This is a genomic window from Neobacillus ginsengisoli, assembly GCF_030813055.1.
In genome coordinates, this window is the sequence record NZ_JAUSTW010000002.1 from 343,653 (window position 1) to 368,397 (window position 24,745).

Here is a 24,745-nt window from a genome sequence, read left to right on the forward strand (position 1 = left end):
AGAGTTAACTTTATAGAATAATCCTGCAATAATATACTATATGCCGTTTAATTTTAAGATGTATAATTCTATGAGATTACCTTGAAAGGAGTTTTCCTCATGAATATTACATCTTTTTTAATCTACTGTATTATTATTACTTTTACACCAGGACCTACTAATATCGCCATATTATCCACAGTGCATAATTTTGGGGCGAAAAAGGCAATGGAATATACGTATGGAGCAACGATTGCTTTTGGTTTATTACTTGTTATTTCTACGCTGTTGAATACTATCCTTATGACGATAATACCAAAAATTTTAATTGTTATGCAGATAATCGGAAGTTTTTATATGTTCTATCTCGCTTATCAAATTTACAAAATGGATACATCAAAACCAACTGTAAACCAATCTGGTACCTTTAAGTCAGGATTCCTTATGCAGTTTTTAAATCCAAAGGTGGTACTATTTACAATGACTGTAATTCCTAGCTTTATTATGCCCCACTATATCGCAATGCCTACGGTGACATTAAGTGTTATAGCTATTACTCTTATTGGATTTTTAGCATTTATTACATGGGTTCTTTTCGGTACAATCTTCAAGGAGTTTTTACAGAAGCATAAAAAGGCTGTTAATGTAATGATGGCATTATTTTTAGCTTATGCTGCAATAGAGATATGGATGTAGGTAAGCTAAATAAGAGGTGAATTTAATGGATAAATTTATCTATAAAAAATCGGCAGGTATTACTGCGCTGTCAGCAAGCATTTCTGATTTTGCGTATAAAAAGCACTCTCACAAGGAGTATGCCATAGGTGTAACATTGCGTGGTATTCAACATTATAACTTGGATGGAAGTTTACAATTATCATATCCAAAGGGTGTTATGCTTTTTAATCCAGAACAGGCACATGATGGAATGGCACATGATGAGGCAGGACTTGATTATGTTATGCTATATATTGAGCCACAATTGCTTTTAGAGGTTATTGAGAAAAAGGATATAGTACGTTTTTCAACCCCTATTGTGTATGATTATAGACTTGAACAGAGAATATTAAGTCTTTCTAATGCAATATTAAGCGAAAAAGATGAGGCTTTGTGCAGTGAATTACTCTTATCCCTCACAGATAGCCTTATTCAAACTAATCTTTCTACAGACTATAAAAAAGATAACGCTCTAATTAGAAAAGCAAAGGATATGCTTCATACTAACTTAGAAAATGTACTTAAACTTGACGAGATATGTAAAGAGCTTGATTTATCGAAATTTCAGTTTATCAGATTATTCAAAGCTCATACTGGAATTTCACCATACCAATACTTTCTTAACTGCAAGATAGAACGTGCAAAGCAGTTAATAGAAAAAAATGGAGATATTTATTCAGTAGTAGCTGAATGTGGTTTTGTTGATTTATCCCATTTAAATAAACACTTTAAAAGCGTTTATGGAACAACAGCATTTGAATATATGTCACATTTAAATTGAGGTGGAGTTTGTTCGATCATAATTGGTTAGCCATGAATTTAAGGAGGAATAGCTTTTGGAAAAATCCAGTATTATTTTCTTTGAAAGAAAATTTCCAAGTGCAAACATGATCCTTATTAAGGATCAGCTCCCGGTCCTTATTGATACTGGTTTTGGGAGTGATGCGAAAGATACAGAGCAATTAATTAAAGAAGAAGGCGTTTCACCAGAAGAATTACACCTTATTGTGAACACGCACTATCATAGTGACCATGTAGGAGGCAATTTTCATCTTCAAAAAAATTATGGTGTTACGATTGCTGCTCATAAATGGGAAGCCGATTTAATTAATTCTTGTGACCCTGAATCCTGTAGTGCAGAATGGTTAGATCAGCCTGTAGAACCTTATCGAGTCGATACAAAGCTCTCAGATAACGATGAGATTAATACAGGAAGTAGAACCTTGAAAGTCTTGTACACACCGGGACATACGTTAGGGCATATTTCTTTATATGAACCTGAAGAAGAGATATTAATTTGCGGGGATCTCTTTCACAAAAATGATATAGGTTGGTTAAATATCTTTCGGGAGGGTGTTACATCTATCCAACGATCTATAGAAAGTTTGGAACGGTTATCCACGCTCCGGATCGGGCAGGCATATTCAGGACATGGACCTCAAATGGAGAATCCTCCGGCTGCCATTGATGCAGCAAGGGAACGGTTTGAAAAGTGGCTCAGGATGCCGGAAAAAGTTTCATGGCATGCCTGCAAGAGGATTTTTTCATTCACATTAATCATTAAAAACGGATTGGCAAAAGAAGAAATCGATAACTACCTACTAAAGTGTGGTTGGTTCCAAGATTTTGCTCGCTACTCTTTCCAGCTTCAGCCAGAAGAATTTATTCAAATCCTGCTCGATGAAATGATTCGTTCCGGAGCAGCAAGCTGGCACAATAATCATTTAATCGCCACCACCCCATACCAAGCACCACAAAAGAAATGGATGAATAAGAACATAAAGCCGAAAGATTGGAAACCTCAGGATTTTCTCACATAGGGAAAAACGAACATTTTTGGCCATTCTAAACAGCGTTTTTATCTTCCGTTCCTCAGATGGATATCGTATATCCAAAAGCTTAACAGAAAACAAATTACCAAAACAATACTTCAACGACGTTGTTAGTTATTAAGATATTAAATTCGCGTTTTGTCCGCGGGTATTAACCATACAGTATAAAACCGTCAGGGGGAGATGTATATGTCATTAAAGGTAGGAGATATCATTACGTTTGAACGGACTTTTACAGTAAGAGATGTTGAATTATTTACAGAGATTTCAGGTGATGAAGGGATTCATCATATAACCCCAGATGAACAGGGAAGACTTGTAGTTCAAGGGTTATTAACGGCAACTCTACCAACAAAAGTAGGTGGAGATCATAACGTACTGGCTCGTACTATGAATTTCGAGTTTTTAAGGCCTGTGTTTACCGGGGATACAATAATTTGTGAAGTTAAAATTGAAAAATACGAAAGGCAAGAAAATAATAGAACAGCTATTATTGCATCCTTTTTATGTATAAATCATAATGAAAAAGAAGTATTAAAAGGGGATTTTTCAGGTGTGATACTTTAAATTCTTTATACTTTCTTTAACTAGGTGCCTTAGTAAAATAGCTGAGGTGCCATTTTTGTAGCTTTTTCACATTTTCCATATTCAACAATCTGCTTTTGTAGGTTACTCTATAGATGGTGTAGAAGTAGGAAAAGGCTTCGGTACTGGTGCATTAGTTTAAAAGTGTTAAGATTATTTTAATGTAAAAATCATATAGTAATTTGATAAATTACCCTAGAAGTGTCCGAATAATGAAGAAATTAGTAAATAGAGGAGAAAATAATGCATCACAATGATTTTAAAAATATAGAGACTAAACGATTACTTTTACGAAAATTTCAAATAGAAGATATTAATCCATTTTTAGCTTATCGATCTAATCCAGAAGTAGCCAAATATCAATCTTGGGGGGATTATCGAATTGAACAAGCTTTAGAGGCATAATTATTGTTAAATAACTCCAATTCATCTATAAATGTATTCCATTTGATTCTTCTAATTGCAAGACAAATAATAAAAATGACCCAAGATTTTTTTCTTGAGTCATTTTTTGCCCTTTATTTTGTTAGGTAAAGTAACAACAAATGTAGTTATATTATTTTCACTGGTAACATGAGTCCAATCCCTGTGAAATTCCACAAATCTCTTGACAACAGCTAACCCCAATCCAGTACCGAAATAATCTTTTGTACAGCCTTTTAGCCTTGGTTCACAAAAACAAATCCATAACCATCATTTGAGTCGTGAGATCCTAATTCTACAATTTCCAGAGCAATCTTTTTTTATATTTACGACTTTACCTACGTCCAATTCACCATTTTTATTTCGAAAGCGTATCATTATACCTTTTAAATGCTGAGCACGTTTATAATTTAATTCCACTTCAGAATCCCTCTTTCAATTTTGGACTTGCTTTATTAGTACCTTTTAAATCGTTATTTTTGAAAATGTCTTTAATTTGAAGATTGTTTTTTCTTATTCAAGCATATAAAAAATTTTAATAATAACGAAAAAAAAAGGCAAAATACTAAGGCTAATTAATCAAGAGGAGGAAGAAAAAATGACTACTTTACGCGATATTATGACAAAAGATGTTAAGGTGTGTTCACCACATGAACCTGTGACAGCAGCAGCTAAAATCATGCGTGATATTAACTGCGGGTCTGTTCCTGTGTGTGAAGGTAAAAAAGTTGTTGGTATGATTACGGATCGTGATATTGTAATAAATTGTGTAGCTGAAGAAAAGGATTGTAAGTCCGTTCATTGCCATGATAGTATGACAAGGGATGTCATCACATGCGCGCCTGATACAGATGTACATGAATGTGCTCGTATAATGTCCGAACATCAAATTCGACGTATTCCTGTTGTTGAAAATGGGGAAATGCTAGGAATTTGTGCTATTGGTGATCTTGCAACAGTAAACATTCATGTTAACGAAGCAGGAGAAGCATTAAGTCATATTTCTGAACAACTTCACTAATAAGCCTTGATATTATCCCTCTTGTGTAGACGTTGGTTAAAAGCCCATAATTGTTTATACTGGAGGGATAATTTTTTATGTCTGAATGAGAAATACGGTTATTGAAATGCTAAAATCCCTAACGATTCAACAAAGACCATAATTCTTGAAGAATAAAGTGTCTACTTTTGAACAAATGCATGAATTTAAGGTTTGATACTGAATTTGCACTAATAAGTAACAGAACTGGAATTACAGGTTTGTATTCTTTACCCATGCCGTGATATTACATTTTTCTCCCATATCATTGCCCAGTTTCATGACTAAATGATGTTGTGAGAAAAGTAAAATGAAAAGTTTCTTAAAAATATGATTGAATAGGGGAGACCTAAAAGATCGTTTGTGGCATCAGTAAATTATATATTACTTGACCTTGACAGGGAAGGGGTCGTGGGTTGGAATCCCTCGCAGGTCATCAAAACAGAACCTTGATAATGTTCAAGGTTTTTTCTTTTGATCTTTAATTAAATCTTTAACATTAAAAGTTAATCCCTGCTTCTATCCACTTTAATATGCTATCTTTTAACACTCTTTCACCATGTTTCCTTAATGGATTCTTCTTCGGGTGAAGAAATATAAAGACTTAAAAGACAATAACTGCAGTAATTAAACCTTCCCTTTCTGCTTCATTAACTTCCTGACTTAGAAGAAGTAATTGGAATAGTTTCTGTCCTGCTTTTGACAAGGTCAGCAGTGTAATACCGATTATTTAAAATTACTTTTATGCTTAAAGTGTTCCTTAACTTGAAGCAATTGTCTTGGGCTATCTGTCCAAGCACAGAAATCAAATAAAATAAATGAAATATCTGAAAATATTTACAACTATTTTGACATGTGATACGTTATAAATATAAAATGTAACAAAAATCACACTATAAACAAAATTTAGTTACAAATTGGTTCTGCGAAAATATTTTTGTAAGCGTTTATATGGGGTGAATCTAACAAAGGAGCTGGAGAAATGATAATTCATGAGGTTGAAACGTATTCACGAAAGGAAATGAAAGCGCTGCAATTAGCTCGCTTAAAGGAAACATTAAAACGAGTTTACACTAAAGTACCTTTTTATCAAGAAAAGTTCCATGAACTAGATATAAAAGTGGAGGATATTCAAACTTTAGAAGCCATCCGTAAATTGCCATTTACGAAGAAAACCGATCTGCGTGACAACTATCCGTTCAACCTATTTGCAGCTGATATGAAAGAGGTAATTCGTATCCATGCTTCTTCTGGTACAAGTGGAAAACCGACTGTCGTGGGCTATACGAAGAATGACATTGATAATTGGGCCGATATGGTTGCCCGTGCAATTGCTCTTGCAGGCGGAGAGCCCGGCGGCGTATTTCAAAATGCTTACGGTTATGGATTATTTACTGGTGGACTAGGTCTTCATTATGGAGGGGAAAGACTTGGCATGGCAACTGTTCCTATCTCCGGGGGAAATACTGACCGGCAAATTACCGTCATTGAAGACTTTAAGCCAACTGTAATCGCAGGAACACCTTCGTATATTTTAAAAGTAGCTGAAGAAATGGAAGCGATGGGGAAAAATCCGAGAAACAGCTCTGTAAAGTTCGGAATTTTCGGTGCAGAGCCTTGGTCTGAAGAAATGCGTAAGGTGCTGGAAGACAAGTTTGATATTAAAGCCTGTGATATCTATGGGTTGAGTGAAGTCATGGGTCCTGGGGTATCCATAGAGTGTCACGAAGCTCAAGATGGGTTGCATATTGCAGAGGATCATTTTATTGTGGAAGTTATTAATCCTGAAACGCTTGAACCTGTAGCCGATGGTGAAGAAGGTGAGTTAGTGTTTACCAGCTTAACGAAAGAAGCATTCCCGGTCATTCGTTATCGCACAGGTGATATTGCTTCTATCACCAGAGAGGAATGTAAATGCGGCAGGACGACGGCAAGAATGTCACGTGTAAAAGGACGTATCGATGACATGCTCATTATCCGCGGAGTAAACGTATTTCCTTCTGAGATTGAGCATTACTTAATTCAAATCGAAGAGCTTGCACCGCATTATCAAGTTCGTCTACGTCGTGAAGGATCAATGGATGTTGTGGAATTGCATGTTGAAATAAATGAAGAAGTACATCAGATGGTAAACGGTGACATGAGGCATGAGCACATACATTTCATCATGAAAAAAGTCCAACACTCTATGAAAAATAACTGTCTAGTAAGCATGAAGGTAAAAGTATTGGCTCCGAGAAGTATTCCTAGGTCCGAAGGGAAAGCGATCCGGATTGTAGATGAAAGAGGGACATTTGCAACAGTTTAATAAAATAAAATTTTTCAGAATATATTTGATTTTATATATAACAATATTTTATAATATCGTTATAAAAGTGTTATAAAAGGGGAGGGAATAGACAATGTCTAATCTCACGGAAACATTAACCGAGACAGAAAAGTTAGAACGGTTTATGCAACGTATTGAAGCAGGGGAAAAAATTGAAGCCGATGATTGGATGCCCGAAGAATATAGAACAGCACTTATTAAGCTAATTTCAATGCATGGTATCAGCGAAATAATGGGAGCGCTTCCAGAGAAAGAGTGGGTACCGAAAGCTCCATCCCTTCACCGTAAGCTTGGTATTATGGCAAAAGTGCAGGATGAAATGGGACACGGTCAAATATTGCTCCGTGTTGCAGAAGATTTGTTAAAGCCTTACGGGAAAAACAGAGGAGATTTGATGGAAGATTTATTCAAAGGTGATCTTAAGTTTCATAATGTGTTTCATATGGAAACAAAAACGTGGGGTGATGCAGGATTAATTGGCTGGCTTGTGGACGGTGCAGCTATTATTACACAAACCAACATGTTAAATGCTTCTTATGGACCATATGCAAGAGCGCTTCATCGCATTTGTGCCGAAGAAGTTTTCCATGCTCAGCACGGAGAAGCGATTATTATGGCCTTGGCTGAAGGAACAAAAGAGCAAAAAGCGATGATTCAAGATGCATTAAATCGTTGGTGGGATGCATTGCTAATGTTCTTTGGTCCTGCAAGCAGCGATACGATGGGAACATCTAAACAAGATGTTACCATTAAGTACAAAATTCGCCCGAAAACAAATGAAGAACTTCGTCAGGACTTCTTCAGCAAATATATTCCGCGTATCTTATCACTCGGGTTAACCATCCCGGATCCTACTCTTCGTTATGATGATGAGCTACAGAAATGGGTGTATAAGCAGCCTGATTGGAATGAGTTCAAAAAAATTATTAAAAACCAAGGTCCGCGCTCTCAAGCCCGCCTAAGCCTTCGCAGAACATCTTACGAAAACAATGCATGGGTAAGAGAAGCGTTAAGTGCAGCGATAAGATGAGGAGAAGGGGGACTAAAAAATGGAAAAGAATAATATGACATTTTATCAAGAGTATGAAGTGTTTAGCAAGCGTACACCTAGCTCTTCGTTTCAGCATCAGTTCAGTCTGCTTGCTCCGAATGCGGATATGGCTATGATTATGGCGCAAGAGAATTTCATGAGACGTGAACCAGTTGCTGACATTTGGGTTGTTAACCGCTCAGATATCCGGGGGATGGCGCCTGAAGAGAAGCAAACGTTAAACCGCCTAGATAATAAAGATTACCGAACAACAAAAGGATACGGCTATTTAAAGAAAAAATGGCGTCATTACGAACAGCAAATGCTGGATGAGAAAGAAATTTTGTCATGGGCAGGTGGAAAAACAAATGAATGAAACAGCAAAAACGTTAAGCCCAGATTATAAAGTAGCATTAGCAGAGCTGTTGCTTCAACTGGCAGACGATGACTTCCTGTTTGCATACCGTGGTTCCGAATGGCTTGGGCTGGCTCCGCATATTGAAGAAGATGTGGCTTCCTCTTCCATTAGCCAGGACAGCATGGGGCATGCCGCGATGTTCTATAACCTGTTAGAAGAATTAGGAATGGGTAAAGCAAATGATTTAGCGCATGCCCGCCCAGCTAATGATAGAAAGAATAGTATTTTATTAGAACGTGTAAATGGTCCGGGAAACTATATGGAAGATGCGCAGTTTGATTGGGCTTATGCTGTAGTACGAAATTATTTCTATGTCCAGGCAAAGAAAGTCAAAATGGATTCCTTAAAACAAAGTACGTACGGTCCGCTCGCAGAAGTTGCCGTTAAAGTAAATATGGAGTTGTATTATCATCTTCTTCATTGGAAAACTTGGTTTGTACAACTTTTAAGTACAACGGAGGAAGCAAAGAAACGGATGTTCCAAGCAATCGACAAAGTCATGGATGATTTTGGCGATGTATTCTCTCAAGGTGCACGTGGAAAGCAAATAATGGAGTTTGGCTTAATTGAAGAAGAAAGCGTTTTAAATAGAAAATGGTCTGCTGCTCTGGCTCCTGTAATGGAATCATTAGGCCTAGAGGTACCTAGAAAGGCAAGTTCTAAAATCCAAGACGGGCGAAATGGAGAGCATACGGAAGAATTACATAAGGCTCTTTCAACTCTGGGGGAAGTATATAACATTGATCCTGTTGCTCCTTGGTAATCAATTAGAAAAAGAGGTGTGAACAATGATAGCACCCTTGCATTTAACAACTGAAGAAGTGCTACTACTATTAGAGAATGTTAAAGATCCGGAGATTGATACGGTAAGTATTATCGATTTAGGGATGGTAGAAGCGGTTACAGTTAAGAATCGTCATGTATCTATTAAAATCTTACCCACATTTTTGGGGTGTCCAGCATTAGAAATTATCAAAAACAATATCATTCGTGCTGTAAAGGAACATCCCGATGTAGTGGAAGTTTCAGTTGAGTTTATTCAATCTCCTCCATGGACATCGGATCGCATAAAAGAAAAAGGACTACAAGGCTTAAAAGCATTTGGCATAGCTCCACCTCCAAAGCAGATGAAGGAAGATGGATCTTGGCATATTGACTGTCCGTACTGCGGTTCTGCGTATGTGACAATGGAGAATATTTTCGGCCCGACAGCATGCAGAAGTATCCTGTACTGTAAAAGCTGTAAAAACCCGTTTGAGGCGATGAAACCTATTTCAAATCTAATGTAAAGTGAGGAAAAAACATGATTAAAATGATCGCATTATATAAGCATCCTGAAAATAAAGAGGCGTTTGATGAGCATTACTTCAACGTGCATGGCCCAATTACAGAAAAAATTCCCGGCCTTCGAAAAATGGAAGTAACAAAAATTATTGGATCTCCAATGGGTGGAGAGGGAGAGTATTACTTACTGTGTGAAATGTATTATGACGACCAAGAGGCTCTTAAACAAGGCATGCGTTCTGCTGAGGGCAAAGCGTCGGGTAAAGATTTAATGGGCTTTGCCGGAGAGCTTGTAACATTAATGATTGGTGAAGAAGTAAAATGAGTAACTTTCAATTCATCGAAGCTTCTGTTGTAGGCGGAGTAGGCTTAATTGAATTAAACCGACCTAAGCAATACAATGCGTTAAATCGCACAATGGTAAGAGAAATTGTAGAAGCGATGGAATCATTTGATCAACTCGACGAAGTGATCACGATATTGATTACTGGAAGAGGCCGCGCATTTTCAGCTGGCGCTGATATCGATGAAATGGCCAATGATGATTCGATCCATTTGGAATTATTAAATCAGTTTACGGATTGGGATCGTTTCTCATTAATCAAAAAACCTATAATAGGTGCTGTAAAAGGGTTTGTATTTGGCGGAGGATTTGAGTTAGCACTTTGCTGCGATATTTTAATTGCAGCAAGCGATACTGAATTTTCATTTCCTGAAGTAAACATTGGGGTAATGCCGGGTGCGGGTGGAACACAGCGCCTTACGAAGCTCGTTGGTAGAACAAAAGCGCTGGAATGGCTCTGGACAGGAGAGCGAATTCCAGTTGAAAAAGCACAGGAGCATGGAATCGTCAATCGCATTGTCTCCCATGAATTGTTAACGGAAGAAGCGATGAAGTTTGCTCTAAAGCTGGCGAAACAACCTCCTTTATCACTAAGGCTCATAAAAGATTCTGTGAATAAAGCAGTGGATTATTCTTTATATGAAGGAATGCAATACGAGCGAAAGAATTTTTATTTGCTGTTTTCTTCACAAGATCAAAAAGAAGGAATGCAGGCTTTCATGGAAAAAAGAAAACCAGAGTTCAAAGGAAGATAAGGGGGCTTTAGAAAACATGTTTGAAACCATCCATTACAATGTTCAAGATGGCGTAGCGTGGCTGCGACTAAATAGGCCCGACAAATTAAACGCTTTTATCGCGCAGATGAATCGTGAAATTAAAGAAGCGGTAAAGGAGGCTTCTGTAGATGAAACTGTTCGCTGCATTGTGATAACTGGCGAGGGACGTGCTTTTTGTTCTGGTCAGGATTTATCAGATGTTAATGAGGGCATGGATCATGGACAGGTTCTTAGATCTCATTACGGTCCGATGATGAAACAAATTATGAAATGCGAAAAGCCGATTATAGCTGCAGTAAATGGTGTTGCGGCTGGGGCAGGATTTAGCCTGGCACTCGCTTGTGACTTTAGATTGGCCTCAGAAAAAGCCAGTTTTGTAAATGCTTTTATTCATGTAGGGTTAATTCCGGACTCAGGAAACCTTTACTTTCTTTCTAAAGTGGTTGGTCATGCAAAAGCGGCAGAGATTTCAATTTTAGGGGAAAAGGTTTTAGCCGAGCAAGCTCTCCAAATGGGACTAGTGACAAAAGTGATTTCATTGGAAACATGGGAAACAGAAATTGAAAAATTTGCTGTTCAGCTGGCAAACATGCCAACAAAAGCGATTGGTTTAATTAAACGCTATTTAACACTTGCCAACGACCTTCCTTTTGATTCATATCTGGAAAGAGAAGCGGAAGGTCAGCGTATTGCAGGACTAACATCAGACCACAGAGAAGGCGTAACTTCCTTTTTAGAGAAAAGAAAACCAATTTTTACAGGAAAATAAAGGAGTGGGATAAATGTCAACAGTTCAAGAAATCAAGGTAGAAAAGCTTTCAATGAAGCGTGAATTTTATCATCTAATCATTAATGGCGAAAAAGTAGAAAGCACTAGTGGTGCTACTTTCAAAACATATAATCCTGCTACTGGCGAAGTGATTGCTGAAGTGTCAAAAGCAACAAAAGAAGATGCGGAGAAAGCTATTCAAGCAGCCCGTAATGCGTTTGATCACGGTAAATGGAGAAAATACCCTATCAATAAACGTTCTCGTATATTAAATAAAATTGCTTCTATTATGCAAGCTAGATTTAATGAATTAGTAGAATTGGAGATTTTGGATACAGGAAAATCTCTTCATGCTGCACAAGGTCAAGTAATGCAGGCGATTGAAGACTTCGAATTTTATGCTGGTGCAATTGTAGGCCACCGCGGAAGTGTGAACCCGGTTCCAGGTCAATTCCAGAACTATACAGAAAAAGAGCCAGTAGGAGTTTGTGCGCAAATTATTCCTTGGAATTACCCATTAATGATGGCTGCATGGAAGATCGCTCCTGCTATCGCTGCAGGATGTTCAGTTATTGTAAAACCTGCTACATTAACTCCGCTAACAGCAATCATTCTTGGAGAAATCTGCCTTGAAGCAGGAGTACCTGAAGGTGTGGTAAACATTGTTCCAGGTTCAGGATCAGAAGTTGGAAACTACTTGGTTGAGCATGAGCAAGTAGATAAAGTAGCTTTCACTGGTTCTACTCCAATCGGGAAAAATATCATGGCAAGAGCGTCTCAAACATTAAAGCGTGTAACGTTAGAGCTTGGGGGTAAATCTCCTAACATCGTGTTTGAAGATGCTGACCTTGATGCGGCAGTAGATGGTTCTTTATTCGGTATTTTTTATAATACAGGACAGTCTTGTGAGGCGCGTTCCCGCTTATATGTACATGAAGATATTTATGAAGAGTTTGTAAACAAATTTGTTGAAAAAACAAAGAAATTAAAATTAGGAAATCCTTTTGATAAAGAAACACACGTTGGTGCTATTATTGATCAAAACCAAGTGGATGTGATTGACAACTACGTGAAATCTGCGATTGAGGATGGTGCTGACATCTTAGTTGGCGGTAAACCGGCAAAAATAGAAGGATTTGAACAAGGCTTCTGGTATGAACCAACTGTTATCGCAAATGTTAACCATGACATGAAAGTAGTTAATGAAGAAATCTTTGGTCCGGTTGTTGTCATTATGAAATTTAAAGATGAAAAAGAAGCTATTAAGCTTGCGAATGACACTGAATTTGGATTAGGTTCCGCTGTGTGGACGAAAGATGGAGCTCGTGCTACTCGTATTGCTAATCAAATTCAAGCAGGTATCGTGATGGTCAACTGCCCGTTCTCGGCGTTCCCTGGAACACCATTTGGCGGCTATAAACAATCTGGCTTTGGACGTGAACTTTGCATTGAAACACTTGATTTATATACTGAAACAAAAAGTATCATTTCTTACTATGGCAGCCGTCCATTAAATCCATTTGGCCTGTAATGTAATTCAATGATGAGTACGAATAAAGCTCCATTTGAGTTTTATTCGTACTCATTTTCATAAGCGAAAAAGGGGAGAAGTACCATGATAAATAATCTTGTGGTCGTAGGTTCAGGTGTAATGGGAAGAGGCATTGCATACGTTGGAGCTGTCGGCGGATACTCAGTTACATTAGTTGATGTGAATGAATCGGCTTTAGAAAATGCCCGCAAGGAAATTAACAGTATCTTTGAAAAAGGATTATCCCGCTGTAAAATTTCTGCCGAAACAGTAGAATCTTCGAAAAAAAACCTTACCTATTCTACTAATTTACAAGGATCAGCAAGTGGGGCAGACTTGGTGATTGAGGCTGTTCCTGAGAAAGCAGAGATAAAAAAGCAAGTTTTTGAAATTATTGAGGAATATGCTTCCGAGAATTGTTACTTTGCTACGAATACTTCAACCATGAGTCCGACGGAAATTGCGTCGTACACAAAACGTCCGGAAAAAACGATTGCGATGCACTTTTTTAACCCTGTACATAAAATGCCGCTTGTTGAAATCATTCGTGGTTTGGAAACAAGTGATGAAACGGCGCAAGTTATTAAAGAAGTCGCGGAACAAATGGGAAAAGAAACAGTTGTGATTAATGAATTTCCAGGGTTTGTAACAAGCCGTATTAGCGCATTAGTCGGTAACGAAGCTTTTTATATGCTGCAAGAAGGACTGGGTTCGCCAGAAGAGATAGATAAAGCGATTAAATTTGGTCTGAATTATCCAATGGGACCGTTTGAACTTGTTGATCTCGTCGGATTGGATGCACGTTTAAATAACTTAAAGTATTTACATGAGAAGCTAGGTGAAAAATATCGGCCTGCTCCATTATTAGAGCAATATGTAAAGGCAGGGCGTTTAGGACGTAAGTCAGGTAAAGGAGTATATGATTATACTAACAAAGAAAAAGAGGCGGTTAAAAAATGAGAGAAGTTGTCATTGTAGATGCTGTTCGAACACCGATAGGCCGATATATGGGAACTTTAAAAAATGTTCGCCCTGATGATTTAGGAGCAGTCGTCATTAAAGCGCTTGTAGATCGCAACCCGAATCTTCCTGTTGATCAAATTGAAGAAGTAATTTTAGGCAATGCGAACCAGGCTGGGGAAGATAATCGTAACGTGGCAAGAATGTCCACATTATTGGCAGGTCTCCCGATTAGTGTCGCAGGTACAACGATTAACCGTTTATGCGGGTCAGGACTGGATGCTGTGATGTACGCAGCCAGAGCAATTGCGATCGGCGAAGGTGATATTTATATCGCAGGTGGTACTGAAAGTATGACACGTGCGCCTTTTGTTATGGCCAAACCTGATAAGGAATTCCCTCGAGGCAGCATGGAACTGCAGGATACTACGATCGGCTGGCGCTTTACTAATAAGAAATTAGAGGAAATGTATGGAGTAGATACAATGCCTCAAACTGCTGAAAACGTGGCACAGCGTTTTAACGTTTCACGCAGCGATCAGGATCAGTTTGCCTTTGAGAGCCAGGAGAAGGCTAAAAAAGCGATGGAAGAAAATCGCTTTGCAGAAGAGATTGTGCCGGTTGTATTTAAAGACCGCAAGGGAAATGAAATTGTTGTAGATACTGATGAGCACCCGCGTCCAGATACAACGTTAGAAAAGCTAGGAAAGTTAAAACCTCTTTTTGAGGGTGGAACTGTTACAGCGGGTAATGCTTCAGGCGTCAACGATGGAGCTTCAGCATTATTAATTATGAGTTCCGAAAAAGCAAAGGAATTAGGATTGAAGCCTCTTGTGAAATATGTAGTGGGAGCAACGGCTGGATTAGAGCCGGCAATCATGGGACTTGGGCCGATTTTTGCCACAAGAAAAGCTTTACAGCGTGCGAATTTGACAGTGGAAGATATCGGGTTAGTCGAGTTAAATGAAGCATTTGCTTCCCAATCATTAGAATGTATTCGTCAATTAGAATTGCATCAAGAGAAAGTAAACGTAAATGGGGGAGCGATTGCGTTTGGGCATCCGCTCGGAGCGAGCGGAGCGCGAATTTTAACGACCTTGATTTACGAAATGAAAAAGCGTGATGTTCAATATGGTCTGGCTACTATGTGTATTGGTGTTGGTCAAGGTATAACAGCCATTGTAGAGAATGTAAAAGAATAAAATGAAGCCCCTTATTTGGCAAAATGCCGGGTAAGGGTTTCCTATTCATAAAAAGGAGTGTAGATAGTGTCCCGTATTTTATATAGAATAGAAAATAATATAGCGTATGTTACAATCAATCGGCCTGATGTGTTAAATTGCTTCGATTATGAAACATTAAAGCAGCTACAGGAAGTGGTAGATTCTATTGAACTAGACTCGGAAGTGAGAGTAGTTATTTTTACAGGCGCGGGTGAGAAAGCTTTTAGTGCAGGTGCTGATTTAAAAGAACGTAAAACCCTAACAGAAACTCAAGTAAGAAGAAACGTAAAGGCGATACGAGATGTATTTAACAGTATTGCCTCACTTCCGCAGCCAACGATTGCAGCGGTAAACGGTTATGCATTTGGTGGAGGTTTTGAGCTCATGCTGGCATGTGATTTTTCTGTTGCTGTAGAGGAAGCGATGTTGGGCCTTACAGAGACAAGCTGGGCCATAATTCCAGGGGCCGGTGGTACGCAACGCTTACCTCGACTAATTGGTGAAGCAAAAGCTAAGGAACTAATTTTTTCAGCAAGAAAGATCCCTACTACAGTAGCTTATGAATGGGGAATACTTACAAGAGTTGTAAAGAAAGAAAAGTTAATGAGTTCTTGTGAACAGTTTGCGACAGAAATGATGAACAATGGCCCTGTTGCTTTAAGGCAAGCGAAGTATGCTATTAATCAAGGAATAAACGTAGACTTGCAAACCGGACTAGCTATAGAGTCAAAAGCCTATGAGTTAACGATACCTACAGAAGACCGTTTAGAGGCTTTAAGAGCTTTTAGTGAGCGTAGGACTCCTAATTTTACGGGAAAATAGTGATGCAAAAATGAAGAAATATCAGATATGATAGGAATAAGTTCCTTTACGCCTCACAGTAACATAAACGGGCTGTGTAAAAAGAAAGAGTGAGTTATCGATGAGCACCAACACGCAATCAATGATCTTTACGATTTATGGCGATTATATTCGTCATTATGGGAATAAAATTTGGATTGGAAGTCTAATACGTCTGTTAAAAGAATTTGGGCATAACGAACAGGCTGTTCGTGTAGCTGTTTCGCGAATGCTGAAACAAGGGTGGATTCAGTCAGAGAAAAAAGGAAATAAAAGCTATTATTTCCTTACCGCCCGTGGTGTCAATCGTATGGAAGAGGCGGCCCGAAGAATTTTTAAATTGAATCCGCATGAATGGGATGGAAAGTGGAGAATTTTAATGTACACCATTCCTGAAGAAAAGAGACAAATTCGCGATGAATTTAGAAAAGAGCTTCATTGGAGCGGTTTTGGAAGTTTTTCCAGCGGCTGCTGGATATCTCCTAACAACTTAGAAAAGGAAGTTGAGCTCCTAATCGACAAGTACGATATTAGGGCGTATGTCGATTTCTTCCTATCAGAATATAAAGGCCCAAAAGAAAGTCAATCACTTGTAGAGAAAAGCTGGTCAATAGCAGATATTAAAGAAAAGTATGAGCAATTTATTGCGACTTACAGCCAGAAATATATCGTAAATCAAAGCATTATGCAAAGAGGAGAGATGACCGATGCAGAATGTTTTGTAGAGAGAACTAATATCGTCCATGAGTATCGGAAATTTCTATTTATCGATCCTGGATTGCCGAAAGAGCTACTGCCTTCACGGTGGAGCGGCAATCATGCGGCTTTGTTATTCAATCAATATTACAAAATGTTAGCTGAGCCTGCTAATCGTTTCTTTGAGGACGTCTTTCAGGAAGATAATGATCTACGGTTTAAAGATCTATCATATGATGCTACTGACCATCCTTTAATCAGTGAAAATACCTAGGAGCTATGCTCCTAGGTATCTTTTTATTTACTAATGATTTCCTTATATTCATATCCTTTCTGTACGTAAGTATCGATGGATAGTTGAATCAGTTCTATCTCTTTATCGGTGATTTCACGTGCTACTTTACCAGGGGATCCCATAACGAGAGAACGAGGCGGAATCTTCTTTCCGGATGGAATGAGAGTATTGGCGCCAATGATGCATTCTTCCCCGATTTCGGCCCCGTCTAAAATAGTGGATCCCATTCCAATAATTGAACGTTTTCCAATTTTACATCCATGCAGAATAACATTATGACCTACTGTCACTTCATCTTCAATGATCACCGGGCAGCCTTCGTATAAGTGGACAGTAGAGTTATCTTGAATGCTGCATCTTTCTCCAATTATGATAGCGCCTTCATCTGCGCGCAGAACAGCATTATACCAAATGGTCGAGTTCTTTCCTATTGTTACATCCCCAATTAAATAGGCACCAGGTGCGATAAAAACAGTTTCATGAATACGTGGCTGATTTCCTTTGTGAGAAATAAGCATTTTAAATTCCCCTTTTCATTTTCATAATTGTTTTTATTTTATTTCTATTATAACATTATTAATATGAGGAGGCGAAAAAATGAAACATGTATCTAAACAATTACATATTAAATATCCAATTATTCAGGGGGGCATGGGAAACATCAGCAATGCGGCTCTTACAGCTGCTGTATCAGAAGCGGGGGGCTTAGGAACGATTGGATGTGGTACCATGACACCGGATGAAGTAGAGAAAATTATTATAGAAACAAAAATGAGGACCAACAAGCCATTTGCTTTAAATATCCCTATTAATGTTACACCTTTTTTAACGGATATGTTGAATTTGGTTATAAAATATAAGATTCGGATTGTATCATTATCCGCGGGGAATCCTGCTCCCTATATTCCGATGCTTCATGAACATGGTATAACAGTGATTGCAGTAATAGCTTCTGTAAAACATGCCAAAAAAGCAGAAGAAGCAGGAGCTGACCTATTGGTGGCAGAAGGATATGAGGCAGCAGGGATTAATTCCAGCCTTGAACTTACCACTTTCACGCTCATTCCACAGATCGTTGAAAGAGTAAAAGTGCCGGTGCTTGCTGCCGGGGGAGTCGGGGATGGAAAAGGTCTGGCAGCCGCATTGATGCTGGGAGCCAGTGGTGTACAAATAGGTACACGCCTGATTGCTACAAAGGATGCCCCTTTTCATGACACATATAAACAAAATTTGATCCATGCAAGTGACACCGATACTGTTATTGTCGGGCGTTCTGTAGGGCGTGTACGAAGGATGTTAAAGACCCCTTACGCACAGAAACTGCTTAAAACAGAAGACAAAGGGATGACTTTAGAAGAATATAATGAGCTGACTTCCGAAAAGCAGCACGTAATGGGAGCTGTTTTAGGGGACTTAGAAAATGGATTTATTAATAGTGGACAGGTAGCAGGTTTGATTTCGTGTGTTCCCAGTGTGAAAGAATTGTTGGACAATATGATTGAGGAAGCCAAAATACAAATTATTAAATCGGCTAAAGATTTTGTAGCTTTCACATCTTAATAGAAGTAGGAGGGTTCAATATGAAAACAAATATGACTGAACAGGGTATCCATCAAAGATATTACAAGCAAATCTTTGATACATTCGAACAAGAGCCTTTTGCTCAATTTCTTGGTATGAAATTAATTGAGATGGGAGAAGGCACTGCAACTGCTGAATTAGATATAAAGGACCATATGTTAAACTCACATGGTACTGTCCACGGAGCAATCATCTTTTCTTTAGCTGATTATGTCTTTGCGGCAGCCAGTAATTCTTATGGAAAAACTTCTGTCGGATTATCAACAAATATTAACTTTATGGCTCCTGGCCAGAAAGGATCACGTCTAAAGGCCATAGCTATAGAAGAGAAACGAAATAATCGTACTGCATGGTATAAAATTCGAGTAGAGAGTGATGGAGAACTTTTAGCTTCAATGGAAGCATTAGTTTATCGTAAAAACCATTATTTTGTTCCTGTTGAATAAAAATAACAGAGCAGTAGATGTATTTATACCTTGGAGTTGATTCAAAAGAGAATTCCTTTGATTTTTATTCCATTAAATCACAGGACAAAGCAGCCAAAAGCTGATTTAAGAAGCTTTGGCTGCTATTCATGTTTCGAAACTTCCGGTGAAAAAAATCGATAAAATTAATTTTTTTGTGCTTAAATATATATATTTTAAACTCTTTTGGCGCGTCTTTACTTTTATTCTTTTTCAATGGAAGGGGGAGTGATGCATCGAAAAGAGACCGGTGATGATAAAACGATAGATGTATTAAGATTTCCATAAGGGGTTAACCGATCTATAAGTTTACTTAGATGATCCATACCGGTAACGGCTGCCTTAAGCAAATAGCTAACAGAACCCGTTAACCGATGACACTCTACGATATCAGGGTCTCCCATAATCCATTTCTCGAATTCTATATAAGAAAATAACTTGATTTCACTTACCTGAATATAAACAATTACATCCAGTCCAATTGCTTTGGGAGATACGCGTGCATTGAATCCTTCTATAATCTCCTTCTCTTGCAACCGTTTTAAACGCTCCGTAATACTGGGACGACTAAGGGATAATTTCTTCGATAATTCACTTATAGAAATACGCCCGTCCATTTGAAGAATTTCAAGAAGACGAATATCTAATTGATCCATAAAATGTTCTCCTTTTAAAATGAAGTTAAAATACAAAAAACTTATGCAAAATATAATGCTTAGTGCTTGAAATTTATGCAATTTGATATGTTAATCGATTTAATTATACCTTATTATTATTAATGCAGACAAAATTTTCACAATAATTAAACAAGAGAAACATCATATTGACAAACAAAGATTAAGATATGTAGCAAATTATGATTTTATATGAGTGGGAGAAGTCAAACAAGCTATTTTACCTAAAAGGGAAATCGAAAAGAATCTTGGTCAGTCGATCCGTTAACAGTAGAAAGGCTTTGTTTTTTCTCTTTTTTTGTAAGCGTTTTCTAATATATTCATAGTGATAATGGGGGAAAATTAGATGAATGTGATGAAACAATCTGCAAAAACAACGGAAACAGTTATTGAAAAAATGCATGAACATGAGCAAATCGTATTTTGTAATGACCCGTCAACAGGGCTAAAAGCAATTATCGCCATCCATAATACAACACTTGGTCCGGCATTGGGAGGCTGCCGCATGCGTCCGTATCATACCATGGATGAAGCATTGGAAGATGTACTTCGTTTATCAAAAGGGATGACATATAAATGTGCAGCTGCCGATGTAGACTTCGGAGGAGGAAAAGCGGTGATCATCGGTGATCCTGCAACGGATAAAACACCGGCTTTGTTTAGAGCCTTCGGTCAGTTCGTAGATTCTTTAAACGGCCGTTTTTATACCGGAACAGATATGGGGACTTCAATTGATGATTTCATCCATGCTTCAAAAGAAACGAACTGCATCGTAGGAATCCCTGAAGCGTACGGAGGTGGCGGTGATTCATCAGTTCCGACTGCGCTTGGAGTCATTTACGGCTTAAAAGCAACGAATAAAGTCGTTTTTGGTACAGAAGATCTTTCAGGTAAAACATACATCATCCAAGGTCTTGGGAAAGTAGGTTACAAAGTAGCCGAACAATTGCTTGAAGCAGGTGCCGATTTATATGTAAGTGATATTAATGAAGAGGCGATTAAGGCCATTCAAGTACGTGCGAAACAATTAGGAAGCATCGCTCGCCTAATAAGCCAAGATGAGGTGTATTCTGCAGAGGCGGATGTATTTGTTCCATGTGCTTTCGGTGGAATTATTAACGATGAAACGATTGATCAGTTAAAAGTAAAAGCCGTGGTTGGATCAGCTAACAACCAGCTTCTTTTGGAAAAGCACGGAGAATTGCTGAAAAAGAAAGGGATTTTATATGCTCCCGATTACATCGTAAATGCCGGCGGTTTAATTCAAGTAGCAGATGAACTATACAGCTACAATAATGAGCGTGTGTTAACAAAAACAAAATCCATTTACACATCGTTGTTGGAAGTATACAAACAAGCAGAGCTAGATAATATCACGACCATTCAAGCGGCTAACCGTCTTTGTGAAAAACGTATGGAGGACCGCAAAAAGCAAAATAGCTTTTTCACTCATACAAAGCGTCCTAAATGGGCTATTCGTAAATAATAATGAAATTTTTATTAATGAGGTGATGAGATGTCTTTAAAATTTCCAATATTTCAAATCGTCGATGAAAGCGGACAATTAATAAATGAACAGTACAAAGATGAAATAACAGAAGAACTTGTCAAAAAATTCTACTATAATATGACTCGCATTCGTACATTTGATCGAAAAGCCATTAGTTTGCAGCGTCAAGGAAGACTTGGGACATACGCACCGTTTGAGGGACAGGAGGCTTCTCAAGTCGGAAGCGCACTGGCGCTTGAAAAAGATGACTGGGTGTTCCCAACATATCGTGACCATGGTGCCACGTTAACATTTGGTGCCAACATGGCTCGTACATATTTATATTGGAAAGGCCGTGTTGAGGGATGTGTTCCAGAAAAAGGGAAAAAGATATTCCCTCCTGCCGTTCCAATCGCTACTCAAATCCCGCATGCAGCAGGAGCTGCGATGGCGGAAAAAAGAAAAGGAACGAAAAATGCAGCGATTGCTTATTTTGGCGATGGAGCAACTTCAGAGGGCGATTTCCATGAAGGGTTGAACTTTGCCAGTGTGTTTCAAGCACCGGCTATCTTCTTTAATCAAAATAACGGCTTTGCCATTTCGGTGCCGATTGAAAAGCAAATGAATTCCGAAACGATTGCACAAAAAGCACTCGCTTATGATATGCCGGGTGTCCGTGTAGATGGAAACGATATATTTGCTGTATATTTTCAAACAAAGGAAGGGCTTGACCGAGCCCGTAATGGGGAAGGCCCAACTTTGATTGAAGCAATTACATGGAGATATGGTGCCCATACAACTGCAGATGACCCGACTAAATACCGCAATCAGTCAGACAGCGACGTAATTCGAGAAAATCGAGATCCACTTCTTCGTGTGGAGCGCTATATGAAGTTAAACGGCTTCTGGGACGAAGAATGGGTGACGAAAATCAAAGAAGAAATCGCAATCGAAGTTGAACAGGCAGTAAAGGACATGGAAAGCTTTCCAAAACCGAATGTCAATGATTTATTCGATTATGTATTTGAAAAGCTGCCTTGGACCATTGCCAAACAAAAAGAACAGTATCTTCAATTAATCGGGAGGGAATCTTGATGATTATTAGTATGGAGAGACCGTTAGAAAATCACACCACAAAAACTAACCAGCTAACACTTGTCCAGGCTGTAACAGATGGATTGCGGACAATGTTAAAAGAGGATGACAGAGTCCTTTTGCTTGGAGAAGATATCGGTAAAAACGGGGGAGTATTCCGGGCTACAGAGGGTTTGCAAGAACAATTTGGGGAAGATCGCATTATAGATACACCGCTGAGCGAAGCGGGGATTATCGGAGCATCTATCGGATTGGCGGTCAATGGATTCAAACCTGTAGTGGAAATGCAGTTCCTTGGATTTATTTATCCGGCGTATGAACAGATCATGACACACGCATCACGCATCCGTATGCGTACGATGGGAAGCTATTCTGTTCCGATGGTTATCCGCGCTCCATACGGTGCAGGCATCCGTGCTCCAGAAGTTCACTCAGACAGTGTGGAAGCATTGTTCACACATATGCCCGGAATTAAAGTGGTATGCCCGTCTTCTGCCTACGATGCAAAAGGTCTGCTTATCGCAGCAATCGAAGACCCGGATCCAGTCTTATTTTTAGAGTCCATGAGAATCTACCGTGCAAACCGAGAAGAGGTTCCAGAAGGAAAATACGTGGTTGAAATCGGAAAAGGGAAAAGGCTTAAAGAGGGAGATGACATTACTGTTATCGCATGGGGAGCAATGGTACCGGTAGCAATGAAAGCAGTTGAACAGGCCGAAAAAAACGGCATTACATGTGATGTCATTGATTTACGCACCCTTTATCCAATTGATAAAGACATCATTGCAGAATCCGTTCAAAAGACCGGTCGTGCGGTTATTGTTCATGAAGCCCATGAAACAGGCGGAGTTGGCAATGATATTATTTCGATTATTAATGATACATCGTTTCTGTACATGAAATCTCCAATTGAACGGGTAACAGGTTTTGATGTACCAGTTCCATTATTTGCGCTGGAAGAACATTATTTGCCAACACCCCAGCGAGTATTAAAAGCAATCGAAAAAGTTGTGCATTTCTAGGAGGGGAAAACATTGGTTGAAGTAAAACTTCATGATATAGGTGAAGGAATGACAGAGGGAGAAATTATTCACTATTTCGTAAAGGTGGGGGATACGGTAAAGGTTGACCAGCCGCTGGTAGAAGTTCAAACAGATAAAATGGTGGCTGAGCTTCCTTCACCGGCCTCTGGAAAAGTTAAGAACATTGTTGTAGATAGTGGTACCACGGTTTCCGTCGGTACTACGATCCTTGTGCTGGAAACGGAAGCTGGAAAATCGGTAGTTCCAGAAATGGAAATGAAACTCGAAGAAGCCGTTCCTAAAAAGTCCGAGGCCTCAACAACACAACCGCAGCAACAAGCTCCAGCTGAGAATAAAGGTGAAAAAAGATTCATCATTGCGGCGCCTTACACGCGAAAAATCGCGCGCGAGTTTCGTGTAGATATTAACGAAGTAACAGGTACGGGCACATTTGGGCGAATCACAGTAGAAGATCTATACACCTTTGTTAAAAAACGAGATGAGATCCAGTCTTCGAAAGAAATGAAAGCGGTTTCTAATAAAGTGATCGAAGAAAAGACAGAACCAACACAAGAGATTCAAAAGCAGGACGTACAGAACATAAAAGAAACAAAAGAAGAAGATGTGCTGCCATTTAGAGGACGCCGCAAGCAAATTGCATTGAAAATGACCAAATCATTTTATACAATTCCTCATGTGACACATTTTGAAGAGACGGATTTAACCGAGCTACTTTCATATCGAAACGATTTAAAAGAAATGAATTTGAATGTTTCAGCTGTTGCATTCTTTATAAAAGCTATCGCGGTGGCATTAAAACAATTTCCTGTATTCAATGCGAAGCTTGATGAAGATAACGAAGTGATTCGGTTAGAAAAAGAATATAACATTGGAATTGCTACAGATACAAAAGACGGCTTAATTGTGCCTGTCATTCATCATGCTGATAAATTATCCGTTCGCCAAATTCATGACAAACTTAAAGAGTTAACGAAAAAAGCGCAAGAGGACAAACTGACTCCAACAGATTTGAGAGGCGGCACATTTACAATCAGCAATGTAGGTCCTTTAGGAAGTATCGGTGCAACGCCGATTATTAATCATCCGGAAACCGGGTTAATTGCCTTTCATAAGACGAAAAAAATGCCAGTAGTCATGGAAAATGATGAGATTGCGATTCGCTCTATAATGACAATGTCGATGGCGTTTGACCACCGCGTTGCGGACGGTGCTACGGCCGTTGCCTTTACGAACCGCTTTAAACAATTGGTTGAAAACCCAAAGATATGGCCAATTGAACTAGCGTAGTTATCTGGTGAATGCTCATTTTGATCTCATGCATCTATTAATA

The 24,745-nt window shown here is 38.7% G+C and carries 27 protein-coding genes; 25 read left to right on the forward strand and 2 right to left on the reverse strand.

The features are described 5' to 3' along the window. Window positions 1-99: 99 nt before the first annotated feature. The 19 genes from J2S10_RS07150 (at window position 100) to paaX (ending at window position 17,048) form a co-directional block, all read left to right on the forward strand. The gene (locus J2S10_RS07150; RefSeq protein WP_307405900.1) at window positions 100-675 is read left to right on the forward strand and encodes a LysE family translocator; all 576 of its coding nucleotides are present in this window, start codon (window positions 100-102) and stop codon (window positions 673-675) included. 25 nt (window positions 676-700) lie between these two features. Next, on the forward strand, window positions 701-1,477 hold the full coding sequence (locus tag J2S10_RS07155) for an AraC family transcriptional regulator (RefSeq protein ID WP_307405903.1): 777 nt from the start codon (window positions 701-703) through the stop codon (window positions 1,475-1,477). A gap of 55 nt (window positions 1,478-1,532) precedes the next feature. Continuing rightward, window positions 1,533-2,516, forward strand: coding sequence for an MBL fold metallo-hydrolase (locus J2S10_RS07160; protein WP_307405905.1), 984 nt, complete (start codon window positions 1,533-1,535; stop codon window positions 2,514-2,516). A gap of 201 nt (window positions 2,517-2,717) precedes the next feature. Next, complete coding sequence (locus J2S10_RS07165) at window positions 2,718-3,095, forward strand: hotdog domain-containing protein (RefSeq protein ID WP_307405908.1); 378 nt, start codon at window positions 2,718-2,720, stop codon at window positions 3,093-3,095. 261 nt (window positions 3,096-3,356) lie between these two features. Then, window positions 3,357-3,518 (forward strand): GNAT family N-acetyltransferase, encoded by a 162-nt coding sequence (locus tag J2S10_RS07170; protein WP_307405910.1) that lies wholly within the window; start codon window positions 3,357-3,359, stop codon window positions 3,516-3,518. Window positions 3,519-4,134: 616 nt separating this feature from the next. Next, on the forward strand, window positions 4,135-4,557 hold the full coding sequence (locus tag J2S10_RS07175) for a CBS domain-containing protein (protein ID WP_307405913.1): 423 nt from the start codon (window positions 4,135-4,137) through the stop codon (window positions 4,555-4,557). Between the two features lie 1,000 nt (window positions 4,558-5,557). Beyond that, window positions 5,558-6,883, forward strand: coding sequence for a phenylacetate--CoA ligase family protein (locus tag J2S10_RS07180; RefSeq protein ID WP_307405915.1), 1,326 nt, complete (start codon window positions 5,558-5,560; stop codon window positions 6,881-6,883). 94 nt (window positions 6,884-6,977) lie between these two features. Next, entirely contained in the window at window positions 6,978-7,934 is a 957-nt protein-coding gene (gene paaA / locus J2S10_RS07185; RefSeq protein ID WP_307405917.1) for a 1,2-phenylacetyl-CoA epoxidase subunit PaaA, read from the forward strand. Window positions 7,935-7,953: 19 nt separating this feature from the next. Next, a complete protein-coding gene (paaB, locus tag J2S10_RS07190; RefSeq protein ID WP_307405919.1) occupies window positions 7,954-8,310 on the forward strand; it encodes a 1,2-phenylacetyl-CoA epoxidase subunit PaaB in 357 nt (118 codons plus the stop codon). Further along, on the forward strand, window positions 8,303-9,115 hold the full coding sequence (gene paaC / locus J2S10_RS07195; RefSeq protein WP_307405921.1) for a 1,2-phenylacetyl-CoA epoxidase subunit PaaC: 813 nt from the start codon (window positions 8,303-8,305) through the stop codon (window positions 9,113-9,115). Before paaB ends, paaC begins: the two co-directional genes overlap by 8 nt. Window positions 9,116-9,140: 25 nt before the next feature. Beyond that, entirely contained in the window at window positions 9,141-9,641 is a 501-nt protein-coding gene (paaD, locus tag J2S10_RS07200; RefSeq protein WP_307405923.1) for a 1,2-phenylacetyl-CoA epoxidase subunit PaaD, read from the forward strand. Between the two features lie 14 nt (window positions 9,642-9,655). Beyond that, entirely contained in the window at window positions 9,656-9,961 is a 306-nt protein-coding gene (locus J2S10_RS07205; protein ID WP_307405925.1) for an EthD family reductase, read from the forward strand. Then, a complete protein-coding gene (locus J2S10_RS07210; protein ID WP_307405927.1) occupies window positions 9,958-10,734 on the forward strand; it encodes an enoyl-CoA hydratase/isomerase family protein in 777 nt (258 codons plus the stop codon). The genes J2S10_RS07205 and J2S10_RS07210 overlap by 4 nt, the downstream gene beginning before the upstream one ends. A gap of 16 nt (window positions 10,735-10,750) precedes the next feature. Further along, window positions 10,751-11,524 carry an enoyl-CoA hydratase-related protein gene (locus J2S10_RS07215; protein ID WP_307405929.1) on the forward strand — a complete coding sequence of 258 codons (774 nt, stop codon included), beginning with the start codon at window positions 10,751-10,753 and terminating at the stop codon, window positions 11,522-11,524. 13 nt (window positions 11,525-11,537) lie between these two features. After that, window positions 11,538-13,055, forward strand: a complete 1,518-nt coding sequence (locus J2S10_RS07220; protein ID WP_307405932.1) for an aldehyde dehydrogenase family protein — start codon at window positions 11,538-11,540, stop codon at window positions 13,053-13,055. Window positions 13,056-13,139: 84 nt separating this feature from the next. After that, the gene (locus tag J2S10_RS07225) at window positions 13,140-14,015 is read left to right on the forward strand and encodes a 3-hydroxyacyl-CoA dehydrogenase (RefSeq protein WP_307405934.1); all 876 of its coding nucleotides are present in this window, start codon (window positions 13,140-13,142) and stop codon (window positions 14,013-14,015) included. Next, on the forward strand, window positions 14,012-15,217 hold the full coding sequence (locus tag J2S10_RS07230; protein ID WP_307405936.1) for an acetyl-CoA C-acyltransferase: 1,206 nt from the start codon (window positions 14,012-14,014) through the stop codon (window positions 15,215-15,217). The genes J2S10_RS07225 and J2S10_RS07230 overlap by 4 nt, the downstream gene beginning before the upstream one ends. Window positions 15,218-15,283: 66 nt before the next feature. Continuing rightward, a complete protein-coding gene (locus J2S10_RS07235) occupies window positions 15,284-16,060 on the forward strand; it encodes an enoyl-CoA hydratase-related protein (protein ID WP_307405938.1) in 777 nt (258 codons plus the stop codon). 100 nt (window positions 16,061-16,160) lie between these two features. Further along, window positions 16,161-17,048 (forward strand): phenylacetic acid degradation operon negative regulatory protein PaaX, encoded by an 888-nt coding sequence (gene paaX / locus J2S10_RS07240; RefSeq protein ID WP_307405940.1) that lies wholly within the window; start codon window positions 16,161-16,163, stop codon window positions 17,046-17,048. A gap of 23 nt (window positions 17,049-17,071) precedes the next feature. On the opposite strand, the gene J2S10_RS07245 is transcribed toward paaX, so the two are convergent. Continuing rightward, a complete protein-coding gene (locus tag J2S10_RS07245; RefSeq protein ID WP_307405942.1) occupies window positions 17,072-17,587 on the reverse strand; it encodes a gamma carbonic anhydrase family protein in 516 nt (171 codons plus the stop codon). 79 nt (window positions 17,588-17,666) lie between these two features. Between J2S10_RS07245 and J2S10_RS07250 the strand changes: the two genes are divergently transcribed. Next, window positions 17,667-18,629 (forward strand): NAD(P)H-dependent flavin oxidoreductase, encoded by a 963-nt coding sequence (locus J2S10_RS07250; RefSeq protein ID WP_307405944.1) that lies wholly within the window; start codon window positions 17,667-17,669, stop codon window positions 18,627-18,629. 20 nt (window positions 18,630-18,649) lie between these two features. After that, on the forward strand, window positions 18,650-19,096 hold the full coding sequence (locus tag J2S10_RS07255) for a PaaI family thioesterase (protein ID WP_307405946.1): 447 nt from the start codon (window positions 18,650-18,652) through the stop codon (window positions 19,094-19,096). Window positions 19,097-19,317: 221 nt separating this feature from the next. Here J2S10_RS07255 and J2S10_RS07260 read toward each other — a convergent pair whose 3' ends face one another. Then, window positions 19,318-19,770: an Lrp/AsnC family transcriptional regulator gene (locus tag J2S10_RS07260; protein ID WP_307405948.1), complete on the reverse strand. Its 453-nt coding sequence runs from the start codon at window positions 19,768-19,770 to the stop codon at window positions 19,318-19,320. Window positions 19,771-20,134: 364 nt separating this feature from the next. On the opposite strand from J2S10_RS07260, the gene J2S10_RS07265 reads away from it, so the two are divergent. The 4 genes from J2S10_RS07265 to J2S10_RS07280 are packed head-to-tail and all read left to right on the forward strand — an operon-like array spanning window position 20,135 to window position 24,702. Next, the gene (locus J2S10_RS07265) at window positions 20,135-21,274 is read left to right on the forward strand and encodes a Leu/Phe/Val dehydrogenase (protein ID WP_307405950.1); all 1,140 of its coding nucleotides are present in this window, start codon (window positions 20,135-20,137) and stop codon (window positions 21,272-21,274) included. A 30-nt stretch (window positions 21,275-21,304) separates the two neighbouring features. Next, on the forward strand, window positions 21,305-22,372 hold the full coding sequence (pdhA, locus tag J2S10_RS07270; RefSeq protein ID WP_307405952.1) for a pyruvate dehydrogenase (acetyl-transferring) E1 component subunit alpha: 1,068 nt from the start codon (window positions 21,305-21,307) through the stop codon (window positions 22,370-22,372). Then, entirely contained in the window at window positions 22,372-23,394 is a 1,023-nt protein-coding gene (locus J2S10_RS07275) for an alpha-ketoacid dehydrogenase subunit beta (RefSeq protein ID WP_307405954.1), read from the forward strand. Before pdhA ends, J2S10_RS07275 begins: the two co-directional genes overlap by 1 nt. A gap of 12 nt (window positions 23,395-23,406) precedes the next feature. Continuing rightward, complete coding sequence (locus tag J2S10_RS07280; protein ID WP_307405956.1) at window positions 23,407-24,702, forward strand: dihydrolipoamide acetyltransferase family protein; 1,296 nt, start codon at window positions 23,407-23,409, stop codon at window positions 24,700-24,702. The last annotated feature ends 43 nt before the right edge of the window (window positions 24,703-24,745 follow it).